At 39.6% G+C, this 20,628-nt stretch carries 22 protein-coding genes and 1 pseudogene; 10 read left to right on the top strand and 13 right to left on the bottom strand.

Going from position 1 to position 20,628, the window contains the following annotated elements; all coding sequences use genetic code 11:
• The first annotated feature begins 43 nt into the window (after nucleotides 1–43).
• The 4 genes from B4Z47_RS03005 to B4Z47_RS02990 all read left to right on the top strand — a co-directional run bounded on the left by B4Z47_RS03005 (nucleotide 44) and on the right by B4Z47_RS02990 (nucleotide 3,283).
• On the top strand, nucleotides 44–778 hold the full coding sequence (locus tag B4Z47_RS03005) for a hypothetical protein (protein ID WP_070570598.1): 735 nt from the start codon (nucleotides 44–46) through the stop codon (nucleotides 776–778).
• 1 nt (nucleotide 779) lies between these two features.
• Complete coding sequence (locus B4Z47_RS03000; protein ID WP_286726764.1) at nucleotides 780–1,931, top strand: cysteine desulfurase family protein; 1,152 nt, start codon at nucleotides 780–782, stop codon at nucleotides 1,929–1,931.
• Between the two features lie 148 nt (nucleotides 1,932–2,079).
• On the top strand, nucleotides 2,080–2,547 hold the full coding sequence (locus B4Z47_RS02995; protein ID WP_286726762.1) for a hypothetical protein: 468 nt from the start codon (nucleotides 2,080–2,082) through the stop codon (nucleotides 2,545–2,547).
• A 376-nt stretch (nucleotides 2,548–2,923) separates the two neighbouring features.
• On the top strand, nucleotides 2,924–3,283 hold the full coding sequence (locus B4Z47_RS02990) for a barstar family protein (RefSeq protein WP_070565728.1): 360 nt from the start codon (nucleotides 2,924–2,926) through the stop codon (nucleotides 3,281–3,283).
• On the opposite strand, the gene B4Z47_RS02985 is transcribed toward B4Z47_RS02990, so the two are convergent.
• On the bottom strand, nucleotides 3,280–4,587 hold the full coding sequence (locus B4Z47_RS02985) for a mechanosensitive ion channel family protein (RefSeq protein ID WP_286726760.1): 1,308 nt from the start codon (nucleotides 4,585–4,587) through the stop codon (nucleotides 3,280–3,282). The two genes, B4Z47_RS02990 and B4Z47_RS02985, sit on opposite strands and share 4 nt — an antisense overlap.
• Before the next feature lie 178 nt (nucleotides 4,588–4,765).
• Between B4Z47_RS02985 and B4Z47_RS02980 the strand changes: the two genes are divergently transcribed.
• The 3 genes from B4Z47_RS02980 (at nucleotide 4,766) to B4Z47_RS02970 (ending at nucleotide 9,115) form a co-directional block, all read left to right on the top strand.
• Complete coding sequence (locus tag B4Z47_RS02980; RefSeq protein WP_286726757.1) at nucleotides 4,766–5,755, top strand: NAD(P)H-dependent glycerol-3-phosphate dehydrogenase; 990 nt, start codon at nucleotides 4,766–4,768, stop codon at nucleotides 5,753–5,755.
• 1 nt (nucleotide 5,756) lies between these two features.
• Nucleotides 5,757–8,021 (top strand): glucosylglycerol-phosphate synthase, encoded by a 2,265-nt coding sequence (gene ggpS, locus B4Z47_RS02975; protein WP_286726756.1) that lies wholly within the window; start codon nucleotides 5,757–5,759, stop codon nucleotides 8,019–8,021.
• 236 nt (nucleotides 8,022–8,257) lie between these two features.
• On the top strand, nucleotides 8,258–9,115 hold the full coding sequence (locus B4Z47_RS02970; protein ID WP_286726754.1) for a helix-turn-helix domain-containing protein: 858 nt from the start codon (nucleotides 8,258–8,260) through the stop codon (nucleotides 9,113–9,115).
• 45 nt (nucleotides 9,116–9,160) lie between these two features.
• On the opposite strand, the gene B4Z47_RS02965 is transcribed toward B4Z47_RS02970, so the two are convergent.
• The 6 genes from B4Z47_RS02965 to B4Z47_RS02940 form a co-directional block, all read right to left on the bottom strand.
• On the bottom strand, nucleotides 9,161–10,063 hold the full coding sequence (locus B4Z47_RS02965; protein ID WP_075993100.1) for a hypothetical protein: 903 nt from the start codon (nucleotides 10,061–10,063) through the stop codon (nucleotides 9,161–9,163).
• Between the two features lie 18 nt (nucleotides 10,064–10,081).
• Entirely contained in the window at nucleotides 10,082–10,777 is a 696-nt protein-coding gene (locus B4Z47_RS02960; RefSeq protein ID WP_286726753.1) for a hypothetical protein, read from the bottom strand.
• A gap of 91 nt (nucleotides 10,778–10,868) precedes the next feature.
• The gene (locus tag B4Z47_RS02955; RefSeq protein WP_286726751.1) at nucleotides 10,869–12,116 is read right to left on the bottom strand and encodes a helix-turn-helix domain-containing protein; all 1,248 of its coding nucleotides are present in this window, start codon (nucleotides 12,114–12,116) and stop codon (nucleotides 10,869–10,871) included.
• 189 nt (nucleotides 12,117–12,305) lie between these two features.
• Nucleotides 12,306–12,902 carry a hypothetical protein gene (locus B4Z47_RS02950; protein WP_070565714.1) on the bottom strand — a complete coding sequence of 199 codons (597 nt, stop codon included), beginning with the start codon at nucleotides 12,900–12,902 and terminating at the stop codon, nucleotides 12,306–12,308.
• Nucleotides 12,903–13,075: 173 nt separating this feature from the next.
• Nucleotides 13,076–13,672: a Crp/Fnr family transcriptional regulator gene (locus tag B4Z47_RS02945; RefSeq protein ID WP_115049191.1), complete on the bottom strand. Its 597-nt coding sequence runs from the start codon at nucleotides 13,670–13,672 to the stop codon at nucleotides 13,076–13,078.
• Nucleotides 13,673–14,421: 749 nt separating this feature from the next.
• Nucleotides 14,422–14,691 carry a putative quinol monooxygenase gene (locus B4Z47_RS02940; protein ID WP_286726748.1) on the bottom strand — a complete coding sequence of 90 codons (270 nt, stop codon included), beginning with the start codon at nucleotides 14,689–14,691 and terminating at the stop codon, nucleotides 14,422–14,424.
• 533 nt (nucleotides 14,692–15,224) lie between these two features.
• Between B4Z47_RS02940 and B4Z47_RS24665 the strand changes: the two are divergent.
• Nucleotides 15,225–15,428: pseudogene (locus B4Z47_RS24665) on the top strand (transposase); the annotation flags it as partial.
• On the opposite strand, the gene B4Z47_RS02935 reads toward B4Z47_RS24665, so the two are convergent.
• On the bottom strand, nucleotides 15,388–15,819 hold the full coding sequence (locus B4Z47_RS02935; RefSeq protein ID WP_286726746.1) for a hypothetical protein: 432 nt from the start codon (nucleotides 15,817–15,819) through the stop codon (nucleotides 15,388–15,390). The pseudogene B4Z47_RS24665 and the gene B4Z47_RS02935 sit on opposite strands and share 41 nt — an antisense overlap.
• A gap of 13 nt (nucleotides 15,820–15,832) precedes the next feature.
• On the opposite strand from B4Z47_RS02935, the gene B4Z47_RS02930 reads away from it, so the two are divergent.
• Complete coding sequence (locus tag B4Z47_RS02930; RefSeq protein ID WP_286726745.1) at nucleotides 15,833–16,036, top strand: hypothetical protein; 204 nt, start codon at nucleotides 15,833–15,835, stop codon at nucleotides 16,034–16,036.
• Between the two features lie 174 nt (nucleotides 16,037–16,210).
• Here the strand turns inward: B4Z47_RS02930 and B4Z47_RS02925 are convergent, their stop codons facing one another.
• From B4Z47_RS02925 to B4Z47_RS02915, 3 genes are all read right to left on the bottom strand, one after another.
• The gene (locus tag B4Z47_RS02925; RefSeq protein ID WP_028069684.1) at nucleotides 16,211–16,393 is read right to left on the bottom strand and encodes a hypothetical protein; all 183 of its coding nucleotides are present in this window, start codon (nucleotides 16,391–16,393) and stop codon (nucleotides 16,211–16,213) included.
• A 382-nt stretch (nucleotides 16,394–16,775) separates the two neighbouring features.
• Complete coding sequence (locus tag B4Z47_RS02920; protein ID WP_115049185.1) at nucleotides 16,776–17,036, bottom strand: DUF1963 domain-containing protein; 261 nt, start codon at nucleotides 17,034–17,036, stop codon at nucleotides 16,776–16,778.
• Nucleotides 17,037–17,044: 8 nt separating this feature from the next.
• Entirely contained in the window at nucleotides 17,045–17,245 is a 201-nt protein-coding gene (locus B4Z47_RS02915; protein WP_115049183.1) for a hypothetical protein, read from the bottom strand.
• A 341-nt stretch (nucleotides 17,246–17,586) separates the two neighbouring features.
• On the opposite strand from B4Z47_RS02915, the gene B4Z47_RS02910 reads away from it, so the two are divergent.
• On the top strand, nucleotides 17,587–17,979 hold the full coding sequence (locus B4Z47_RS02910; RefSeq protein ID WP_147282050.1) for a hypothetical protein: 393 nt from the start codon (nucleotides 17,587–17,589) through the stop codon (nucleotides 17,977–17,979).
• Between the two features lie 84 nt (nucleotides 17,980–18,063).
• Here the strand turns inward: B4Z47_RS02910 and B4Z47_RS02905 are convergent, their stop codons facing one another.
• Both B4Z47_RS02905 and B4Z47_RS02900 read right to left on the bottom strand, forming a co-directional pair.
• A complete protein-coding gene (locus B4Z47_RS02905) occupies nucleotides 18,064–18,591 on the bottom strand; it encodes a hypothetical protein (RefSeq protein ID WP_112376275.1) in 528 nt (175 codons plus the stop codon).
• A 294-nt stretch (nucleotides 18,592–18,885) separates the two neighbouring features.
• Entirely contained in the window at nucleotides 18,886–20,565 is a 1,680-nt protein-coding gene (locus B4Z47_RS02900; RefSeq protein ID WP_115049179.1) for an alpha/beta hydrolase-fold protein, read from the bottom strand.
• Between the last annotated feature and the right edge of the window lie 63 nt (nucleotides 20,566–20,628).

Genomic DNA, 20,628 nt, shown 5'->3' with positions numbered 1-20,628 from the left:
GCGGCTAATCTTAGGCGTATAAGGTTAACCAAAAGCCTAATTTATGCGTATTATACAAAAGCTTAGCACTTATTTAAACGAGAAATTCGATGGATTAGTTTTAATCGGTTTGTTATTAGTTATGATTTTTTACAGTGCAGGTTTTATGCTTTTTAATCAATACATAGCTTTGTTTTACGGACTGTTTTCTGGATTAATATTAGTTCTTTTTTTTAAAAATTGGCGGACTGAATATTTCATCAACAGATCTGGGTTGGGATTATTAACTTTTGTTATAGTGCTAGAATTTGCATTTTTGCTATATGATCAAGTTCATTTGAAAGATGATTGGTACTTTTTACCGTGGGCGGTTCTGTTGGGTGGAGCTGTGATGGTAACCATTAGTATGTTAATCGGGTTAAAAAAAATCATTATTCCAAAAGCACTTTCGAAATTCTTTTATATAAGCGCTATTTTTCTCTTTTCAACTGTCTATTCCTACGGGCTGCTATCTCTTATAAACATTTTTAATGCGCGGCAAGTCGTTAAATGGGAGCGTGCTGAAGTGGGGCTACCATCCTGGGTAATTACTTTTGGAGGAAATTACAACGATGCCATATTTGAGAACAGAGAATGGGGAACTCGGTGGATGAATTTATTTTTTTTGAAATGGGAAGGTGATTTTCCGCATCCGCCAACAACTGCCGAAGTAAAAGTTTTTAAAGGCAACCTTGGAAAAGATTATATGCTCAAAACGTATGATGAGGATGAAAAGAATGACGCAAGACAAATCGACTAACATGGACAAAATTATATATCTTGACAACAACGCATCCACTCCAATGGATCCTAGGGTCTTAGACGAAATGATGCCCTATTTGACAGACAAGTATGGTAACGCAGCAAGTCGTCATAAACTAGGCAAATATTTAGATACTGCGGTCGAGAAGAGTAGGAGACAGATTGCTGATCTTATAGATACCAATGCAGAAGATATTTTCTTTACAGCTGGTGCTACTGAAGCTATCAATATGGGATTACGTGGATTATTGAGGCCCGGGAAACAACATATTATAACTGTACAGACAGAGCATCCCACAGTTTTGGATACCTGCAGGTATCTTGAGACCAATGGTATTGCGGTTACTTACCTTTCTGTTGATAGCGACGGATTGATAGACCTTGAAGAACTAGAGCGGGCCTTTACACCTCTTACAGCTTTAGTATGTGTGATGCATGTCAACCATGATACTGGTGTGATTCAGGACATAGAGCGAATTGCGGAAATAACACATGCTCATGACGCCTTTTTTATGACCGATGGAAGCCAATCTGTCGGAAAACTCCCTGTTCGCGCACGATCATTAATAGATATCCTCACATTCTCTGCCCATAAATTTTATGGGCCAACGGGTATAGGCGGTATTTATTTTAGACCCGAAGTACCTATGAAACCGCTTATCTTTTCTGGTGGACATGAAGGCGAGGCAAGAAATGGTACACTTAATGTGCCGGGTATCGTTGGTATGGGCAAAGCCGCTGAACTCGCAGCTTCGCAGATGAATGAAGACGAAGAACGCATTGGCAAACTACGTGATATCTTAGAACAACAATTATTGGCAATCGGAGGGACGAAATTAATAGGTTCTAAAACACACAGGATCTATACAACATGTACAATACGTTTTGATGGTATTAACAGCGAAAATATTGTTCAAAAACTCGATAATATATGTGTTTCCAACTGCTCAGTACTCAGTTATTTTGAAGCAGCACCTTCTCCTGTACTTCAAGCTATGGGATTGAGTAGGGATGAGGCATTTAATGCACTAAGATTTAGTTTAGGGCGTTTCACTACAGCAGAAGAAATCGGACAAACTGTGGAAGCTGTAAGCGAGATCATAAACCAATTGCACAATAATAAATCGCTACATCGACACCACTGCCTTTAGCGATATAAGAGCGAGCTATGTCGATTTCTTTGGCGGTCGCTCTACCAGCTATGAGAGGCCTCATCCATCCAAGGGCATATAAAAAATGTGAAATCCTAAATATCTTTACTGTATACAATATTACTAATATTATTAGTAATATTGTGAAATGAAACCTCTGGAAATCTTTAGCCGAAATCGGGTAATGTACGCTCAAATTACCGTGCATGATAAAAGCATGGGCATGAAAGATTATCATCTTTACAACAAAAATGGTCTTGCTTTTTATGTTTTCAGGAAATCTCAGGGAGTGTGGGAATTGGCATTCGGTGTACTCGCTGATGACATCAAGGAAGCGTGCATTGACGCCCTTATACTTCGCTTTGATACGGATGTGCCTGAGTTATTTTATCATCATGGAAAACGCCAGGTAGTGGAAGTACGGGCCAAGAAATACAGCCTTTGGCATATATACCTCAATAATGCTTATGTAGGAAGTATTCAATATGACACCTTCACTAAGCAGTTCAATCACCACCTTGACGACAATTGCTTATTGACCGATGATCACGTGCAAAAGTATATAGCCATGATACAACGTGGGGAATTAAAGTGGATAAAGGACGATATTCGATGAAAAAAGGATATAAAAGGAATAAAAAACCTTGAGTCTGGGAGGATCTCAAGACTTCATAATTACTACCTATTTCTGAAAAGTACTATTAATACAATATTGAATCCTGTTTGGTTTTAAAAAAAATTATTTCTAGCTGTTGAGTAGGGAGATACCGGAATGCAGAAGGGGATGACGGCTTTTCTTATACTTACGAAAATACGTAGCTTAACATCAACAAAGTGAAGGGGGCAGAACGCCATTTCAAAGACAATTTAAAGGTGGAACATTTGTAGCAATTTTAAATGTGCCAAAAGGAGCCGGCGGTAATGGTCATAATACTCTGTTAGTAAGAAATCCTATTTTTTGTAATGTAGGATTAACTTGATTAATTGATAAAATGAAGAAAATTAAATTTTTAGAATATCCGATTGCCTACTTCAACGAAGTTGAGTACGTTGCATATCTGCCCAAAGTAGAAGGTGAAAATGAATTATTTAGAAAGTTGAGCAATATTCTTACTTTTCCAGATTATTTTGGGGAAAATTGGAGTGCTGTATTTGATTGTCTAAGAGATTTTAGCTGGATTAGTAAAAAAGGAATCACATTGGTATATGAAGAAATTCCTGTACTTTCGGAAGAGCAATTGAGGATATATTTTGATGTTTTGTTTTCCGCAGTTAATGATTGTAGTTACCCAGCGGCAATAAGATTGAAACCACTGGGCAAACCTAGATCGCAACAGAGGCGCTGCTGTTAGGAGCGGCGCTCCATTGCGCCTAGCAGCCTCAGGTCATCAGATGCTGGCAATTCAAATATCTGCAGGTGAAAGTGCTTAATTGCAGCCAGTAGATGATCAAATATATCGGCCATCGTATCTTCGAAATAGGCCCATTGTGTTCCCTTAGTAAACATGTAGAGTTCCAGCGGAATACCGTATTCACTGGGGGCTAGCTGACGGACCAATAAAGTAAGTTCCTGATGGATATTGGGGTTATGTTTGGCATAGGCGAGTACATAGGCCCTGAACAGGCCGATATTGGTCATCCTGCGACCATTGACGGGCGAGGAGCTGTCTGTATGCCAGGTTTTATTGTACTCGGCAATCTCGCGCTCCCTCTTTTCGATATAGGGAGCCAACAGCCGTATCGTTTTTAATGCCGTGATTTCCTCCGCACTGAGGTAGCGCACCGAAGACATTTTAATGTTCAATGCCCGTTTTATCCGACGGCCACCAGTCTCCTGCATCCCACGATAGTTTTTAAATGAATCGCTCAGTAGGGTATAGGTCGGAATGGTGACAATGGTCTTGTCCCAGTTCTGTATCTTCACATTGTTGAGGTTGATCTGCAGCACGTCGCCGTCCACACCGTATTTGGGCATTTCTATCCAGTCTCCTACGCGGACCGAGTCATTTGCCGACACCTGAATACTGGCCACAAAGCCCAGAATAGTATCCTTAAAGACGAGCATGAGGATGGCGGACGCTGCCCCAAGCGAGACCAGAAAGGACCAGGGCGAATTGCCGGTCAGCAGGGAAACGACCAGTGTACCGATCACAAATATTAAAAAGATCTGTACCACCTGCAGGTAGCTGTCGATGGGTTTGTCCTTAAACGCATTTGAACCACGAAAAATATCGCGGCAGGTTTTTAACAAGCTATTGGCCAGATGGTAGATGGTGAACAATACCACGATATCCAGAAACTTGACAATAGCGGCTGTAAGCACCGGAAAACCAACGAAGATCACCGGTAGCAGCTGCCGTGTAAGCAGCACGAGCAGGGTGCGGCTCACGCGTACATGCACCTTGTTTTCCAATAGATAATCATCCCATTTGGTCGAGGTTCGCTGGGCAATCCGGTTCAATGCGGAATAAAATACTTTGCGCATGATATAATCGAGCGCATAGAGCATCACCGCAAAAGCAAAAAGTAATCCGGCGGCCGTAACAATATGTGCCTGCTGCTCGGGTAAACCCAATTTGGCAAAGAAATCAAAAATGTACTGATAAATTGAACTTGATGATTGTTCATTGAAGTTAAGCATGTTTAAATTTTTCATATGAACAAACAAATTTACGAAGAAATATAAACACGGATTTTGGCGTGAAAATACCCCTTTAACGCTGTTTTTACGTGTAAAGTTTGCTTATTGATTAATTTTTACGTATATTAGTAAATTAATAGATAACCCGACGGCGAAATTTCTTGTGTTTCGCGTCTTTAAAACCCCCAACGATTTGAATGAGATTAGTGTGATAGGTGGTGGGAGTTGGGCCACGGCCCTGGTTAAAATTTTGACAGAAAATAGCATTCATACCAACTGGTATTTGCGGCGTTCAGAGCAGGTTCGCGCGATAAACCGGGATGCTGTTAACCCTGACTACCTATCGTTTTTAAAACTTGACAATACAAAAATTTATGCGTCCGATCAGCTGGACGAGATCGTGGCTCGATCGAAAGTAATTCTTTTCGTCGTGCCCAGTGCGCATTTGGACAAAGTTTGCGCCGCAATCCCCAAAGAGGACCTTGCCGAAAAGTTTGTGATCACCGCTATTAAAGGAACCGTCGGCCCGGACAACCTGCTCCCCAGTGCTTATCTCGCTAGGTATTTTGAATTGGAAGATTTTCAGCAGGCAATCATTGCAGGACCATGCCATGCCGAAGAAATCGCACGGAGCAAGAAAACGTATATGACCTTGTGCGGTCCCAACGAATCCTTTATCCGTAAGATTTCCAAGGGCTTCGCTTCAAGCTATATGCAGGTAAATTATAGCTGCGATATGCTGGGCGTGGAGTACGCCGCTATTTACAAAAATGTCGTCGGTATTGTCTGTGGCATGGCCGAAGGACTGCATTATGGTGATAATTTTATGGCGGTGCTTGTGGCCAATGCGATTGACGAACTGGGGCTGTTGCTGCATTCCCTTGGTGCGCCCGATGTCCGGCTGGGGAGCTCCACCTATTTGGGCGACCTATTGGTGACGGGTTACTCCGCGCATAGCCGTAACCGGACTTTCGGTAAATACCTTGGCCAGGGATATTCGGTGTTCGAAGCCCGTCAACTCATGGGCATGGTCGCTGAAGGATATTTTGCAACCCGGGGGCTGATGGCGACGGTCTCGAGCCTCGGGCTCAATTTGCCCCTCTTACAGACAACATATCGTGTGCTATACAACCATAAGGCTGCAATTGATGAATTTAAACTTTTAGAAAGGAATATAAAATAATATGCTATTAGCAACAGATTTAGATGGAACTTTTTTGGGCGGAAAGATGGAAGACCGCCTCAGATTATATAGATTGATAAAAACTAGCCCGAATATGCAGCTGGTCTTTGTTACCGGAAGAGGGCTGGAGTCGGTATTGCCGCTGCTGAGCGACCCGCTTATTCCGGTGCCAGATTTCATTATTGCGGATGTGGGCGCCACGGTCGTTAACGGCCATAGCCTGGAAGCGATTGAGCCGCTGCAGAGTGAGATCGAGGAAAAATGGCCGCAGACTTATGCCATCCGGGCGGCGCTGGAGGAAATACCGCAGTTGAATTACCAGCATGTACCGCAGCAGCGCCGCAGCTCCTTTTATTTTGAAGCCGGTGTGGACCATAGCCTTGTGCAGCAGGTAGCGGACAGGTACGACTGCGACATCATTACTTCGGCCAATAAATACCTGGACTTGCTCCCCAGAGGGGTCAATAAGGGTACGACATTAAAGAAGCTGGTTGAATTTTTGGCCGTTGACCCAGATGATGTGATGGTAGCTGGCGATACACTGAATGATCTGGCCTTGTTTGAGATCGGCTTTCGTGGTGTTGCTGTCGGAAAATCTGAGCCGGGGCTGCTGCAGGCCATTGATCAGTTGGATACAGCGTACAGTGCAGAGGCCGCTGGAGCGGGCGGTATACTGGAGTACATGGGTAAATACCGCCCGTTTCAGCAGCTGATCCGCGGGGAACAAAAATCGTTGCCTCAAAAAAGAAAATCCAAAAAATCAGACCAGCTGGTGATGGTGTACCATCGGCTGCCTTTTGAAAAGGAGTCGGTAAACGGTAAGACGGTAAGGGTACCGCCCAAAAGCCCGAACGGCATCATTCCTTCGCTGCTGGGCTTATTTGAAAAGGGACGCTCCGGTCTTTGGATCGGGGAGGAAGTCATCCAGCAGGACGGAAAGCCGGTTCCAAATCAGTTGGTGGACGAAAGCCGATATCCTAATCTGGTCGCTTCCACCATATCGCTGTCTAAAGAGGATATCGATAAGTTCTATCGTGTATTCTCCAAAGAGGCGTTCTGGCCGACGATCTTTTCCTTTGTTGACCGGGCAAAATTCAATCACGAGGACTGGGAACATTACCTGATGATCAACAAGCGCTTTGCCGAGCGGATTGCCCGCGAGGCCGACGAGGAGGCGCTGGTCTGGATCCATGAGTATAATCTGTGGATGGTGCCTTCTTTTTTAAAGACCATGCGCCCGGATCTGAAAATTGGCTTTTTTCATCATACGGCTTTTCCGGCAGCAGATATTTTCAATATTATTCCCTGGCGCAAAGAGATCATCGGCAGCCTGCTGCTCTGTGATTTTATCAGTTTTCATATCCCGCGTTACGTCGAGAATTTTGTGGATGTGATCCGCAGCCATACACCATTTAAAGTGGTCAAAAAAGTTGATGTCGCCAATCAGTTCCTGACCTATAGCTGTGCACTCGGCGTCGATCAGATGACCAAGATCATAGAGGTGGATGGCCGGCAGATTAGGCTTGGCGCACAGCCGGTGGGGGTGAACAGGGACCATATCGAACAGATTTTGACGGATGATAAGGTCAAGACTGAGATCAATGCCCTCAAAGAAAACAAAGCCGGATCCGGAATAACGCGTATCATATCCATCGAGCGTCTGGATTACGTCAAAGGCCCCTTGGAAAAAATCCAGGCTTTTGGTGAATTTCTAGCCGAATACCCAGAATTTAGGGGCAAGATCGAACTGGTCAATGTCTGTACGCCGCCATCACAGGGGATGACGATCTATGACGAAATCCGGGATCAGGTGAATCAGGCCGTGGGTGAGATCAACGGTAAATATGCAACGATGAACTGGACCCCGATCCAATATTTTTACAGGGCCTTACCTTTTGAGGAAGTGGTCAAACACTATGCGCTGAGTGATATTGCCTGGATCACGCCTCTGCGGGACGGACTGAATCTAGTCGCAAAGGAATACATTGCGACCCATGGGTTATTGGAGACTCCTGGGATTCTTGTGCTCTCAGAATTTGCAGGGGCGTCGGTCGAATTGCCTTATGCCATATTGACCAATCCCTACGACCGTAAGAGCATGAAAGATGCATTGTTGAAAGCCCTGGTCATGGAACCCGGAGAGGCTCAGGTCAGGGCGCGTAGGCTGTACGAGCATATTGAACACTACGATATCCATTACTGGGGGCGAGATTTTGTTAAAGAGCTCGAAAAATCGGGTAAAACAATTGTTCATGAAAAGAAGTAACGGCTAGTCTCAGGTGCTAAACGTGTTTTTTAAGCCATCTAAGAAAAAAAGAATTAGAAATCTGTGTTAATCTGGTTTCTTGAATAGAAGACAAAATAACGTTGAAAACGAAGCTGCTGGATGTATCCTTTAGGAAATCCCTCTATTTTACAAACAAAATTGTTTTAACGAGGGTTTTTCTTGAGGGAATAATTCAATAAAAAATAACGCGCAAAGTCTCGAAGAAAAAATAAAATATGATAAATACTGGTAATAATAATGAATTTCAAAATGCTTTCAGTGCAAGCTTCAGTTATTATTTTGACAATTTTGGAAATGAGGAGCAATTTTTTGATTCTGCCAAAAGATGGATTGATGATAAATATTTCTTGATTGTGTTTGGATGTTCTACTAAGGATCATCGTGGACAACATATCTTATTATTTTTCAGCAGCCAGTATTTTCCGGTCCAAGAAATAAGAGGATATTTTAAAGAAGGGGCTTATTTTGCATTCCGTTCAGATCTATTTACAGGATATAGTCTGCGAAATAAATTGAAAGAATTTGGGTTTCTAGAATACTCCATTCAGGAATCGATGATCTTATCGAATAACGATTACAGACTTATAAAAAATATCTTTGAACTGATAGACCTCGAGACTAAGATGCCCATGAGTGAAACGCAGTCTAAAATACTTATTTCTTATCTTGATTTGCTTTTACAACATATGCAAAGGTTTTATCAACAGTTAATGGAAGATAAGCTGAATGAGTTTAGCGCGTTACAAAAAGATTTCATGAGCGAGCTGCACACTCTTTTTGATAGCAAAAGAAAATGCTTGTCCCTACTTCCTAGTTTAACATTATTGTCCAGGAAACTAAATTGTACAACACGATTTCTCAATGATGTTTCTTTAAAAACTTCTAAAAATACAGCACAGTATCATATTGATAATTTTATTGTTAAAATAGCAAAGGAATTACTTGCTGAAACTGATTTATCAGTAGCTGAAATCGCTAAAAAAATGCAATTTGATCAACCTCAGTCATTAACCAGACTGTTTAAAAAGAAAACAAGAATTAGTCCACTCGACTATCGTATATCAATTATATGACAAATTTATTCCCAGAGGAATCAGCATTAGCCTAGCCAAATCAGTTCATTGGTCAAGCCAATGAACTATATTGAGCAAAAATTGAGCATTCTGTTTTGCGGCCGGATGGTTCATTCCTCTTTTTTCACTTTTGATGCCATGGAGTTGTGCCGAAAAAGGAGCACCATCTCCGAATACCACAATTCTCCCTTTCCCGAACTGCAGGTAAGCACCGTTTGCAAACCCTTTGCCCGACAATCGGGGAATATTGTCTGGAATAGGCCTTTTTATCTGATTCGCATCATTGGGTAGGTAGATGTCATATTCTTCATTTAATAAAGAAATAATACGTGCCGTCGTTGGTACGATAAAGCCAGTTCCGCCCCAGCACATAATACTGTCTATTTCTTTACCTGATCCAGTGGTTATAGAATTTGATAACAGTGTTTCTCTGTCCTTTGAAAAGATCTCGGGACGTCCATTCTTAGGTAAGGCAAAACCGTTCACGATATGAATACCAAATGCCGCACCGAGCGTTTGTACAGATCCGCCACAAGGCATGTGGTCGGTGACTAGAAATAGGCTTCCACCATCAAATACCCATTGGCGGAGAGTTTCTATCTCCTGATCGGTAAAGGCTGAATAGGTGGGTAATTTCCAGTTTTCCGGATTATATAAGGCATTTATACTGATATAGATTTTTACTTCTTTTAGTTGATCGTAAGAGATTTTTTCTTTAGCACTTCGGAGGCGATATCCATCAGCCAGAAGGAGATCTGAAAAAGGAGCGTAGGCTCCTCTCAAAGTAACCGGATTGTTGTGTGCCTCGTCAAATAGGAGTAGCGGTCCATCACCGATCCGGTGGTGCGGATCGGTGATGGGATAATGAAACTGTTCATCCGCCACCTGTTGGGCGCTAAGCTGAGCTGTACCCAGCAGCAGGAATAAGCAGGCAATAAATCTGTTCATAATATTTTTTTATTAGGATTATTGATCAGTTTTTAGCCAAAGATCATTTTCGAAACACTGCATCTGCTCTACCTTTCCATTGGCAACAGAAAATGTCAATGGAAAGGTGCCATCATCATTGAGGAAGAAAAATTCCGAACGAGGGGTAAATGAAATTGTTTTGTTATCCCACAATTGTGTAAGCGTTAAGCCGGTTGAGGAGGGGTCAATTTGAATCTTAAAGTTGTTATCATTTACCTTGAGGTAAGTTCCGGCAAGCTGTTTCAGTTGAGATGCGGTTAAAGTCGCAATTTTATTAGGGTCAAATGGCACCCGCTCGCATACAATTCTACCCAGTATCTTGGTTTGGCTAAAATTGCCGGAATCATCCTTTAAAAATTCTATGGCGTAGCCTTCATTTTTGGATTCAAAATGCGTATCATCTTTACGGACCAGCTGATATCTTTTTTTCTGATCCCACAGCTGTGTCGCATACAGGTTGTTATCTTGCTCCTCGAAAGCAATGAAAGCTACTTTATTGGGTAGCTGGTAGTAACCTTGAAATGATTTTAGCGGAACCAACTGTTGTTGCTGGGGGCTATCTTTAGAGGCGGACTGGGCAAATGTATCAATCGAAGCAAAAAGACAACATGCTCCCACCAGAAGACCATATGTTGCTTTGGAAAATTGGCGGATCGCTCTCGAGTACCCGCTTGGTTTGGTGTATTGTATCATAATTTCTTTTGTTGATATGATACAAGAGTAGGTCTTTTTGATAGGCTAACCGTCCGAATGGATGCAATCGAACAAACTTCATTGCGTCGGGTTAGTTTGATTGTTTACTATTGACTTTCATATATTCTGTCGGCGTAATGCCTGTTGCTTTTTTGAAGCTGGCATAAAAGGTTGTTCTTGAATTGAAACCTGCCCTTATTGCGATTCCAAACATATCAAGTAGCTTGGCCTCTTCGGATAATAAAAGTTGTTTCGCTTCCTCCGTGCGAAGCTCGTTGATAAACTGGTAAAAATTTTTCTGCAGTCCATTGTTTATGATATAGGAAAGATCGTGCGGATTGATCCCGATATGCTCCGCGAGGGATGATAATGTTAAACCCGGGTCGAGATATAGCTTTTCAGCTGTAGTTTTCTGTAATAATTTTTCTTTTAATGTGTCTACCTGTTGTGCTGTAAGCCGATCCTCGACTTTAACCTTTTTATGCTGCGCTTCGTTGATGAGGTTTTTTGTAGACTCAATTGTGTAAATTGACCGTTGTGTTAGCGTTGCGTACCCAAGTGCCACTGTGCCCATAAAATATAAAATTGGGGCGACAGCACTAAAAACTAAATGAACCATAGCGAGTAGACGGACAACAATCATCAATAAGAGCGCAATCAATAGGTACTTTAACCAGGCCATGTTTATCTTTTCCGTATAGGAAGATAGCTGGCGAATGTTTTTCTGGTGTATTTTAAAGAGGTTATAACAGGCAATCCAATAAAAGATACATTGTGCAAAAAAGAAATATTTGATAGCAAAAATGATCCATTGCGGTAATTGAGGCGGATGGATGTGTCTATTAGAAAGTCCGGGTATTAAATAAATGATGGAGAAGAAAACGAAAGCGAGGAATGGAAAAAAATGTAGTCCCCAATACCGAATTTTTGCTGTTGGTTTGACCATGTAGTGAACGGCCAGGTAGAAGCAGGGGAGTGTAGCCCATCGCGGGAGTTCCAGCGTATGGATCAATCCATTGCTCTCGATATGAAAACCTTCCAGAAAAAGCTGGGTAAATAAGCATGCCATCAAATAATACCAAGTCCCAAGCCACCGGTCTGCGTGGGAACAACTGTGGTTGACACCCATAACGATTAAGGTGCCGAGCAACAGAAATGCACCCGCTGAAAAAGCATGAAAGGTATAGAGTATATTGATCATGGGCCGTAGCAAGTTATCATTGTAACGTGAATTTAAACATAATTGATCAAATGGTGCTACATCATCCATATAAGTACCCCGATCCAACCATTTACGGATAGCGGGGCGACGAGTAAGCTTTTTTTTACAAATTAGCAATGATCTTTACTGGTCTTGTCCGTGTCCATCCAAACGGATAAATCTGTTAGGGTTCCATGCGATACAATATCAAACTGCTGTCGAATGAGATTACTGATATAGGTTGCTTTTTCGTTTTTCGGTTTATGCTTCGATCGCTTAAGCGGAGATAGTGATTTTATCAATGACAGCACAGTTCTCGATTATAGCTTATTGTTTCCATTTCACTTTTCCCTTATCGTCCAACATTTCGATAGAAGGGTTACCCAGACTGTCCACCTTTAAAATAATTCTCGGTATCTCATTGTTATCTTTCATCACCAAAGAAGCGTTCCCATTCTCTGTTAGTAGGTTTATCCGGTTAATATTATGCCCCGGCTTACCGGATAGATCTTTATCATTAATCAATAGACCAGCCCTGAAATAATTGTCGTGTTTATTATCCTGTGCCAGGATACCAATGGCATCGGCATTCTGATAATCAAATGCAAGTGCATTCAGGTTAGTCTCTTCATTATCGGTAATTGCCAAACCACCTCTTTCGTCTCCATTTTTATCATAGAAAATCAGGCCCGCGGGAGCGTAAGCCCTTTTATATGTTTTCCCTTTGATAATAGGTTGCGGAATGTTATCTGTGTTTGCAATAACGACACGATTATTTCCAGATCTGTCCTTGATATCTATTCTTTCAGCACTTAAACTGTGCTTGTTGTTCAGAAAAAAGTAGACCACACAAGCCATCAGTACGATATTGGAAAGAATAAGTGCGGTTAGAAATATTTTTAGTGTTTTGGAAATTGTTTGCATAATTTAATTTCAATTGTTAATTATTACGGTCTCCTATTCCAAACTTCAATTAATAGTACGATGCGTTCTATTTCAAAGAGTTTAATAGTATCCTTTATTATTGTTTGATAATAAGCAAAAATAAAGTGTGATTTCGAAAACGCACTCTACATAGGTTGAGCGTAATGATTTTTTTATTTGGTTAGCCCTTTACGTATTCGGCTCAACTGTGTTGGGGTAATGCTCAGGTGCGAAGCAATATATTGTAGTGGAATTCTGCTGTCAATTCCCGGATGTGCCGCCAGCAATTTGAGATATCTTGTGGTTGCACTTTCGGTCAGTAAAGAAATTTCTCTTTCTTCATTAATGACGATCCATTTTTTCTCCAAATAGGCAATGTAAAGGTTTTTTAGTTCATCATTTTGATTGATAGCTGCTCTTGTTTGATGATAAGGCATACATACCACAGTAGTGTTTTCAATAGCTTGCAGTTTAAAATCGTTGGGCGTTTTTATGATTGCCGAAAATCTTGTGCTCGCAAAATCCCTCTCCAAATAAATCCATTTATTCCAGATAGCTCCTTTTTCATCAATAAAATAAGAGTTTAAGGCTCCTTTACAGACAAAGAAAATGTCATTGGCGACACGCCCTTCCCTAAGTAAAACTTCATTTTTCTTAAACTGCTGAACGTAGGCCGTTTCAGCCAATAAATCAAATGCCTTATCCGAAATGGGATATACGCTTGTAACAGCTGTTTTAAAGTCAGCAAGATATTTTTCTGTTTCTGTCATTTGCTTTAGCGGGGCTATATTCGAATAAATATAACGTATATTTTAAATAGCTAAAATTGATTTTTCTTCTTCTTTGGATATTTCGATATCAATGACCACTAGATATATATGATAGATTTTATCTTGGTATTATTGTGCCTGAATTTGTAGCGGCAATAATAGTCGTCTGTATTTATTGTCCTGTTTCGTTTTTGAAACCGAAGCGTTATCCCAGTAGCTGCGGTGAGAATAATCTCTACCGATTCCGTATCGAGATCCCTGGCCGACCTCAACGAATAAAATTTCCAGATAAGTCCAAATCTGAGAATAAGTTATAAGTGTCGAAATAAAGGAACTATTTTGGCCACTTCATAAGTGGCTCCTTTGTAGGGGCTTATTGTTTTTTTGTCAATTTTTACCATCAACTCTCATCCTTTGCAGCATTTTCTTCGGCAAGCTTTCCTTTAAGTTATAGGACACCAGCTATCCCGATCACCCTTTGACTTTCTGATCCTGGCATAAAATTTTTTACGATCTTTAAAGAACCAATACGTCGCTATTATGATAAATATATTATTAAAAACGGTTACAGATGCAATAGACATTAATCAAGCAGATAGGGACCTGATTTCAAAACTTTTTAGGGAAAAGAAATATTGAGACTAAGCATAGCAGATAGAACATTAACCTGTTTTGTAAACAAAGGAAGCCTGTCCAAATTCATTTACAGAACTTTGACAGACTTCCATTTTAGAATAATTATGGTATGTTTATTTAGCGGCTAAAACGTCCAATTTCTCAATAGATGGCGGATTAGCTAACAATTCTGCTATCTTACCACCAAGATGTGCTTGTCTGCCTTCTTCATCTGAAAATGTGTCATAAATGCCAAATGTAGAAGAGTCAATACGAAACGCATACCAAGTAATAGTGCCGACTTCTTCATTAGCAAGTGGCAACGCACTTGTAATAAACTCTTCAACGTTTTTTTCTTTTCCAGCTTTTGCTTCTAGTCGAACTAATAATCCTAATTTTTTCATATATGTTTATCTTTTTTAAATTACACATTTTTATAACAAATGTAGCTCATTTAAGTTTTTTAGGATTTTTTATTTGGTTCAAAAACTTATGAAAAAAGGTCAACTAGCGTTATAACGTAGCCTTTGGGGATATCAATAAACCCATCTTAACTTACTGTAATAGAATGTTAGAATCCCTGCATCAAACTGCCTAAAATAACGCTATTGTATGGACCCTTTTTAATTCACCCCAAGATTCTTTATCAAATCCTCGATATCTTACCATTGTTGTTGATTAAACGTTCTAACATAGGCTTGGTTTAGTATGTTAAAAATGTGGAAAAGATCTAACCTAAACTATCGTCAAGCAATACATATTTGTAACCTCTCAGACATTAAAACGGAGGTTTATTGAGATTATTCGATATCCTTAATTAGCATGATTAATTTTAAAAGATGTTGTATCAAAACTTGTATCAGTAAACAAAGTTTCATGAATTTATATCACATGAGTTTAATGTAACTAAATATGAAAATTGGGTATGCAACTGTAAAACCACTTGAACGAAGAGAAAGCTTCGAGCAATAGCAATCGTCGAAATGGCAAGACAAAAAAGACAGTCCGAGGTCTCAATACCGGAACTTTTGAGCTGGAGACAGGCCGGGATAGATCGGTAAGGTTCGAGCCTAAAGTAGTGCCTAACAGACAATTAATTATCACTGAACAGCTTGAGGGACACGTGTTGAGCATGTATGCCCATCTCCCGCTAGTTGAACTGAATTATTAAAAAACTCTTCAAATCCGAATTGACCTACTCCGTCAAATGTGATTTCTTCAAGTCCAAAAAATTCAAAACCGCTTGCAAATTGTAGCAATTCTCTTATCTCTGGCGGAATTTGTCCTGTCGGCAGTCGTTTGGCCAATTCGTCAATCTGTTGATTGGTCAAACCTTCTTTTAGTTCTACTTTATATTCGTCGCCATCTTCTGAAATATATTGTTCTGTCAAAATGGATGTCAGTTTTTCTGTCGGTGTCATAAATGCAATTGTGTTTTCTTGATGTGTCGTGTTATGCTTGTAGGTAATTGGCGCGGCGACTTGTCGTAGCTGTATCGAAGATACGAAAGTGGAGCTGTTTTGCCAAGTCACTTGTTATAATTTAGTGGATGCGCCATTAAATGAGGAATCTGAAGCTATCGGAATTTTTATTGAGATACCGCTAGCCCCAAATTACGAAGCATGGTGGTGCATTGAAAACTTTATCGATTTACCACAGGGACGGAATAGCGCTTTAGATTTCGGGGTACATGCAGGCGAAGTCAAAGTCCGACTGGAATTTTTGCCAAGGAATAGATGGTCTATCTAAAAGCAGTGAAGCATGAAGCCACTCGGTATGATATATCAGAGATTTATATGCAGTGGTAAGGCTATTTTAATCAAGAGACAGAAGAGAAACTCCAGATAATAAATATACGCGTTAAGGAATTAAAGATTTTTTGGCGTATAGCCGGGGGCCTAGTTAAATAGTTTACAGAAGAAACTATTTTGGTAAATTCATAAGTAGTTCCTTTGCAGGTACTTCTTGTATTTTTCCGTCAACTTTTACCACCAAACTCTCACCCTTTGCTGCACTTTCTTCGGCTAGTTTTCGTAAAGCCTTTTGCACTCCTAAACGAATTCGTTCAGCAAGATTAATATTTTCAATATTTACCTTATCGTTCATTGCGGTATTTAGATTTTAGTATTGACCAAATTTCGCTATTTGAAACGAATTCTCCAAATTTATCACCCTGAGCAATAATTTCGGGGATTAAATCCATGTTATCAAAAAACAACCAGCGATCACATATTGGAATATAAATGTTAAACAAATTTTCTAAACCACGATGATATCGTCTTTCTATTACATCTGAAGGAATATTGTGTCCCCCGTTTTCTACTCTTTTCTTTACGCGTTGTATGGCTAGTGCAGGTGAGTCGAGCCAAAAATAGAGTACAGTTACCAAAGAATTCGATATCTCGAAAGTCAATGCTGCGAAAATAAAATATTGCGGGCTTTTATAAAGTTACTAGATTTTGCCAAATCGATGTTATCTGCTGTTTTTTTAATAAAAGTCACAGTAGAAATTCCATTCTTCTGTCTTCGCATTTTTAGCAAAATACATCGTTCCGCTATCAACTATATTCAAATTTGCTTTGTCGTCGGATGCAATTTGAAATACAAATTCAAAGTCTTTGCCGAAATAAACGCCTGGTTGACAAAAGCTTGGATAGCCTCCAAGTTTGTGTCCATATTGATTGTCAGCTATATCATAATACCCTTCAATTACTCCCGAATTTTCAAGTTTTAATATTTCATCTTCCATTTCACTTGTTAAACCACCTCCATCCACACAGGATAATCTTCTTCTATTTTTGAAGGTTTTAGGGGAAATGGTTTTAGTCCTGAATCAGGATTGTTTAATTCTTTAATTATTAATTTGTCTGATTTTTTATATTCTCGCAAAAGCCATTCATTTCCGTTGGCAGTTATATCCATTGGAAGTTCTTCTGCTATAAAAACAGTAATCACCATTGTATCAGCTAAAATATCAGGTCTAATTTCAATATCTTCTAAGCAAAGTTGGAACAGAGGAAACGTCCAAAACGATAAGATAATTCGTATAAAAAAGTGGCGGATAGTGTTTTCAGTCAGTTTCTATCCTTGATAGACCGGGATAGGAATCTATCCAATCTTGTGAGCTTTATACGTATGAACATATTTCGCTAAGATTGCCTCCTTTGGTGGTTAACGAGAGGAGCTTATATTGCTTAATTTGTTTGTCTCATTAAAGTTACTGAATAAATAGATTGGCTACGGATTCCCGAAATCGGGTAATGTACGCTCAAATTACCGTGCATGATAAAAGCATGGGCATGAAAGATTATCATCTTTACAACAAAAATGGTCTTGCTTTTTATGTTTTCAGGAAATCTCAGGGCGTGTGGCAATTGGCATTCGGTGTACTTGCCGATGACATCAAGGAAGCTTGCATTGATGCCCTTATACTTCGCTTTGACACGGATGTGCCTGAGTTGTTTTATCATCATGGAAAACGCCAGGTAGTGGAAGTTCGGGCCAAGAAATACAGCCTTTGCCCTATTTATCTCAATAATGCTTATGTAGGAAGTATTCAGTATGACACCTTCACTAAGCAGTTCAATTACCACCTAGATGACAATTGCTTATTGACCGATGACCACATGCAAAAGTATATAGTCCTGATCCAACGCGGGGAATTAAAGTGGATAAAGGACGATATGCGATGAAAAACGATATAAAAGGAATAAAAAAACCTCGAGTCTGGGAGGATCTTAAGGCTTCCTAAATACTGCGGAATAGTGCTGCTGTAACTATGTTTCTATCGTCGAGAATAAAAGGTGCTGTATTGATGGAGGATTTTCCCCATCTGCCTCGAAGATATCAACCTTTGTTTGTAGCAACCTATCGTCTTTAATTATCAGATGCTCGGGGAAAACATGTTGTACTTTCTTTGTCAGCTTTTCAAATACCTGAAAATCAGTATCGCATACTGGGGTAAATGATTTTTTCCGATCGGGGAGGCGCATTATCCTGATCGCAAAATAGGGTAAAATAACACTAACAAATAAAGAGTATAAGATGTCTTCATTCTGCTCAAGGGGGAAGGAAAAGTGATATGAAGGGCTTCCCCCTAAGAAGGAATAGTCCCAGATTTCAGCAGACAGGTCGGTAAGGGACTCTTTTAATTGTTCCCATTGCCCGCGGTCTGACCAGGCTGATTCAATACATTGTTTCCGGTTATTGTAAGCTTCTGAAGCGGAATAAGCCATGATATCGTCGAGGGTAACACCCTCCGGATAATACTCTTTTAACTGCTCTGTTATTTGTTCCTTTCGCATCTGAATTTATTTACAATTAGTATCCCAGTTCTTCACTCCAGTCCCAGGATTAGTTCCTACCATATTGGCTCCTCTCGCAAGATTCACTCCAAGCTGTGCATTGATTTAGACCTGCATTTCAGGAGGCCTTTTTTTTAATTTGTTAAAACTGCCGAACGAATCGACTGTTCTTCCGCGTAACCAACTCTTCTTTCGAACCCATACCGTAGCCTTAACAATGCGTCATCATCTTGAAATTAAGAGCTGTATATATTCTTTTTAACAACCTTTTGATGAAAAGGACGCGTACATATTTTAGGATATATTAAGGTTAATACGATTTATCCAAATTTGTTCTCGGTCTTGGTTGTTTTCAAAGTTCTGCAACATATATTCACGATTGTACTTTACTTTTCCATTGAAATACAATTTACCATTTACGTAAACCTTTACTTTCTTCTTCAGATTGACCATTTCAGGCGAAATATTGATTGAAAATGATTTAATAGATGAAGTTTTAATTCTGAAAATGTTGTTTTGATATTCAGCTTTTATTTTTCCTGATTTTCTTGGAAAATCAAAAGCTTTTTTATTAACCTCCTGCACAACTAAGCTATCGTTTTTGTCGTATTTCAACCATTGGTTGATTTTGAAATTTAACTCTTTGTGCCAATTTGATTTTCGGCTTAGGGTATCTAGTTTTATATCAGAAAACCAATCAATATTTCCGTATTTTTCATCATCAAATTCCCAAGATATTTCTTTCGAAAAAGGATTTCTCTTCCGGCTTATTAGGTCGTTAAAAAGAATCTGATAAGCTGGTTCAGATTCGTCAAATTGTGGAAACCAATGCGGAAATCCATTGTAGCGATAATCTTTGTAATCGGCATTTATTCCGTTCATTAATTTTGTTAAATCATCATTTGCGTTTGGTGGATAATAATAATCCTCATCTGTTGAAAAATTGATAAATGAACGGTTTTTAATATTTTCAACGAAAGTACCACCCGTAAATATTTTTGGATAAGTGTTAAATCCGTAAAAACCTGCAAATTGTGTAGGTTGTTTCATCAGATATGAAAACGACCCCGTTCCTCCGTTAGAATGTCCCGAAATGAAAACTTTATTGTCATCAACGTTGACTGCTTTCTTGATACTTTCAAGCATTTCGGGAATCATAAAAAAGCCCTCATTTGATGTCATCCAATTGTATTGCCTGCTCCCTTTTGGAAAAACTAAAATGACATCATTTTGCTCTGCATATTTTGTGTAATATCTATTCCAACCACCTAAATTCCAATCTGCAAACTGATAATCAATCAACGCATTACTTCTTACTGCACCATGAAGAAAGAAAAGCAGGGGATACTTCTTATGAGGATTGTAATTTTTTGGTAAATGAATAAAAAACGAAGTTTTGGTTGAATCGTTTATTTTGAATGAAATAGAATAATCCTGATTCTTTTTCGCTTTGTAGGGATTAAAGTTTTTTATTTTCTCATAAAGAGATTTTTCATCCTGAAATTTATCTAGGTTAGTTGGCTCTATGCTGAAAAATTCATCTTCCTTTACTTTTAATTGGCTGTAAAAACGATCTTTATTTTTAATAGCATTACTTTTCAAAATTTGCCATCTTGGGTCACCTATTAGATCTTTATATTCTTCCGAAGCATAATCTCTAATGATATAATTCCAAGCGGGATAAGTTTTCCAGTCGGTTTCCTTCTTTGCCAGCGCAGATAAATAGGTAAATGCTTTATCTTTATTATTCAATTTATAGGCTAAGATTGAAGCGTTATAGCGGCTAAATTGATCTATACTATCCGGAAAGCGCGCAAATGCATCCTCGTATAATCCTAATGCATGCAGATACGCAATTGAATCTTTTGCTTTTTTTTTGTTTTCGACCGCTTTTCGAATCAAAGTTGAATAATTTTCCTGTGCTTGGGCAAATAAACTTAACAGAACTAAAAATAAAACAATACAATATCTCATAAATCAAAATTTAATCAGGCAAATCTACAGACAAACTATTTCGGAAACTTGTAAAAATGGAAC

The organism is Sphingobacterium sp. UBA2610 (genome assembly GCF_002339225.1).
In the GTDB taxonomy this organism is placed as follows: domain Bacteria; phylum Bacteroidota; class Bacteroidia; order Sphingobacteriales; family Sphingobacteriaceae; genus Sphingobacterium; species Sphingobacterium multivorum.
This window is presented reverse-complemented; position numbering and strand designations above follow the sequence as displayed.

Excerpts from the sequence above, each read along its gene's own strand:
- B4Z47_RS02925 (WP_028069684.1), bottom strand. The coding sequence starts at position 16,393 with ATGAACGATAAGGTAAATATTGAAAATATTAATCTTGCTGAACGAATT.
- B4Z47_RS03005 (WP_070570598.1), top strand. The coding sequence starts at position 44 with ATGCGTATTATACAAAAGCTTAGCACTTATTTAAACGAGAAATTCGAT.
- B4Z47_RS02945 (WP_115049191.1), bottom strand. The coding sequence starts at position 13,672 with ATGACAGAAACAGAAAAATATCTTGCTGACTTTAAAACAGCTGTTACA.
- B4Z47_RS03000 (WP_286726764.1), top strand. The coding sequence starts at position 780 with ATGGACAAAATTATATATCTTGACAACAACGCATCCACTCCAATGGAT.
- ggpS (WP_286726756.1), top strand. The coding sequence starts at position 5,757 with ATGCTATTAGCAACAGATTTAGATGGAACTTTTTTGGGCGGAAAGATG.
- B4Z47_RS02940 (WP_286726748.1), bottom strand. The coding sequence starts at position 14,691 with ATGAAAAAATTAGGATTATTAGTTCGACTAGAAGCAAAAGCTGGAAAA.
- B4Z47_RS02905 (WP_112376275.1), bottom strand. The coding sequence starts at position 18,591 with ATGCGAAAGGAACAAATAACAGAGCAGTTAAAAGAGTATTATCCGGAG.
- B4Z47_RS02910 (WP_147282050.1), top strand. The coding sequence starts at position 17,587 with ATGAAAGATTATCATCTTTACAACAAAAATGGTCTTGCTTTTTATGTT.
- B4Z47_RS02920 (WP_115049185.1), bottom strand. The coding sequence starts at position 17,036 with ATGGAAGATGAAATATTAAAACTTGAAAATTCGGGAGTAATTGAAGGG.
- B4Z47_RS02960 (WP_286726753.1), bottom strand. The coding sequence starts at position 10,777 with ATGATACAATACACCAAACCAAGCGGGTACTCGAGAGCGATCCGCCAA.
- B4Z47_RS02965 (WP_075993100.1), bottom strand. The coding sequence starts at position 10,063 with ATGAACAGATTTATTGCCTGCTTATTCCTGCTGCTGGGTACAGCTCAG.
- B4Z47_RS02990 (WP_070565728.1), top strand. The coding sequence starts at position 2,924 with ATGAAGAAAATTAAATTTTTAGAATATCCGATTGCCTACTTCAACGAA.
- B4Z47_RS02985 (WP_286726760.1), bottom strand. The coding sequence starts at position 4,587 with ATGAAAAATTTAAACATGCTTAACTTCAATGAACAATCATCAAGTTCA.
- B4Z47_RS02950 (WP_070565714.1), bottom strand. The coding sequence starts at position 12,902 with ATGCAAACAATTTCCAAAACACTAAAAATATTTCTAACCGCACTTATT.
- B4Z47_RS02915 (WP_115049183.1), bottom strand. The coding sequence starts at position 17,245 with ATGGTGATTACTGTTTTTATAGCAGAAGAACTTCCAATGGATATAACT.
- B4Z47_RS02900 (WP_115049179.1), bottom strand. The coding sequence starts at position 20,565 with ATGAGATATTGTATTGTTTTATTTTTAGTTCTGTTAAGTTTATTTGCC.
- B4Z47_RS02970 (WP_286726754.1), top strand. The coding sequence starts at position 8,258 with ATGATAAATACTGGTAATAATAATGAATTTCAAAATGCTTTCAGTGCA.
- B4Z47_RS02995 (WP_286726762.1), top strand. The coding sequence starts at position 2,080 with ATGAAACCTCTGGAAATCTTTAGCCGAAATCGGGTAATGTACGCTCAA.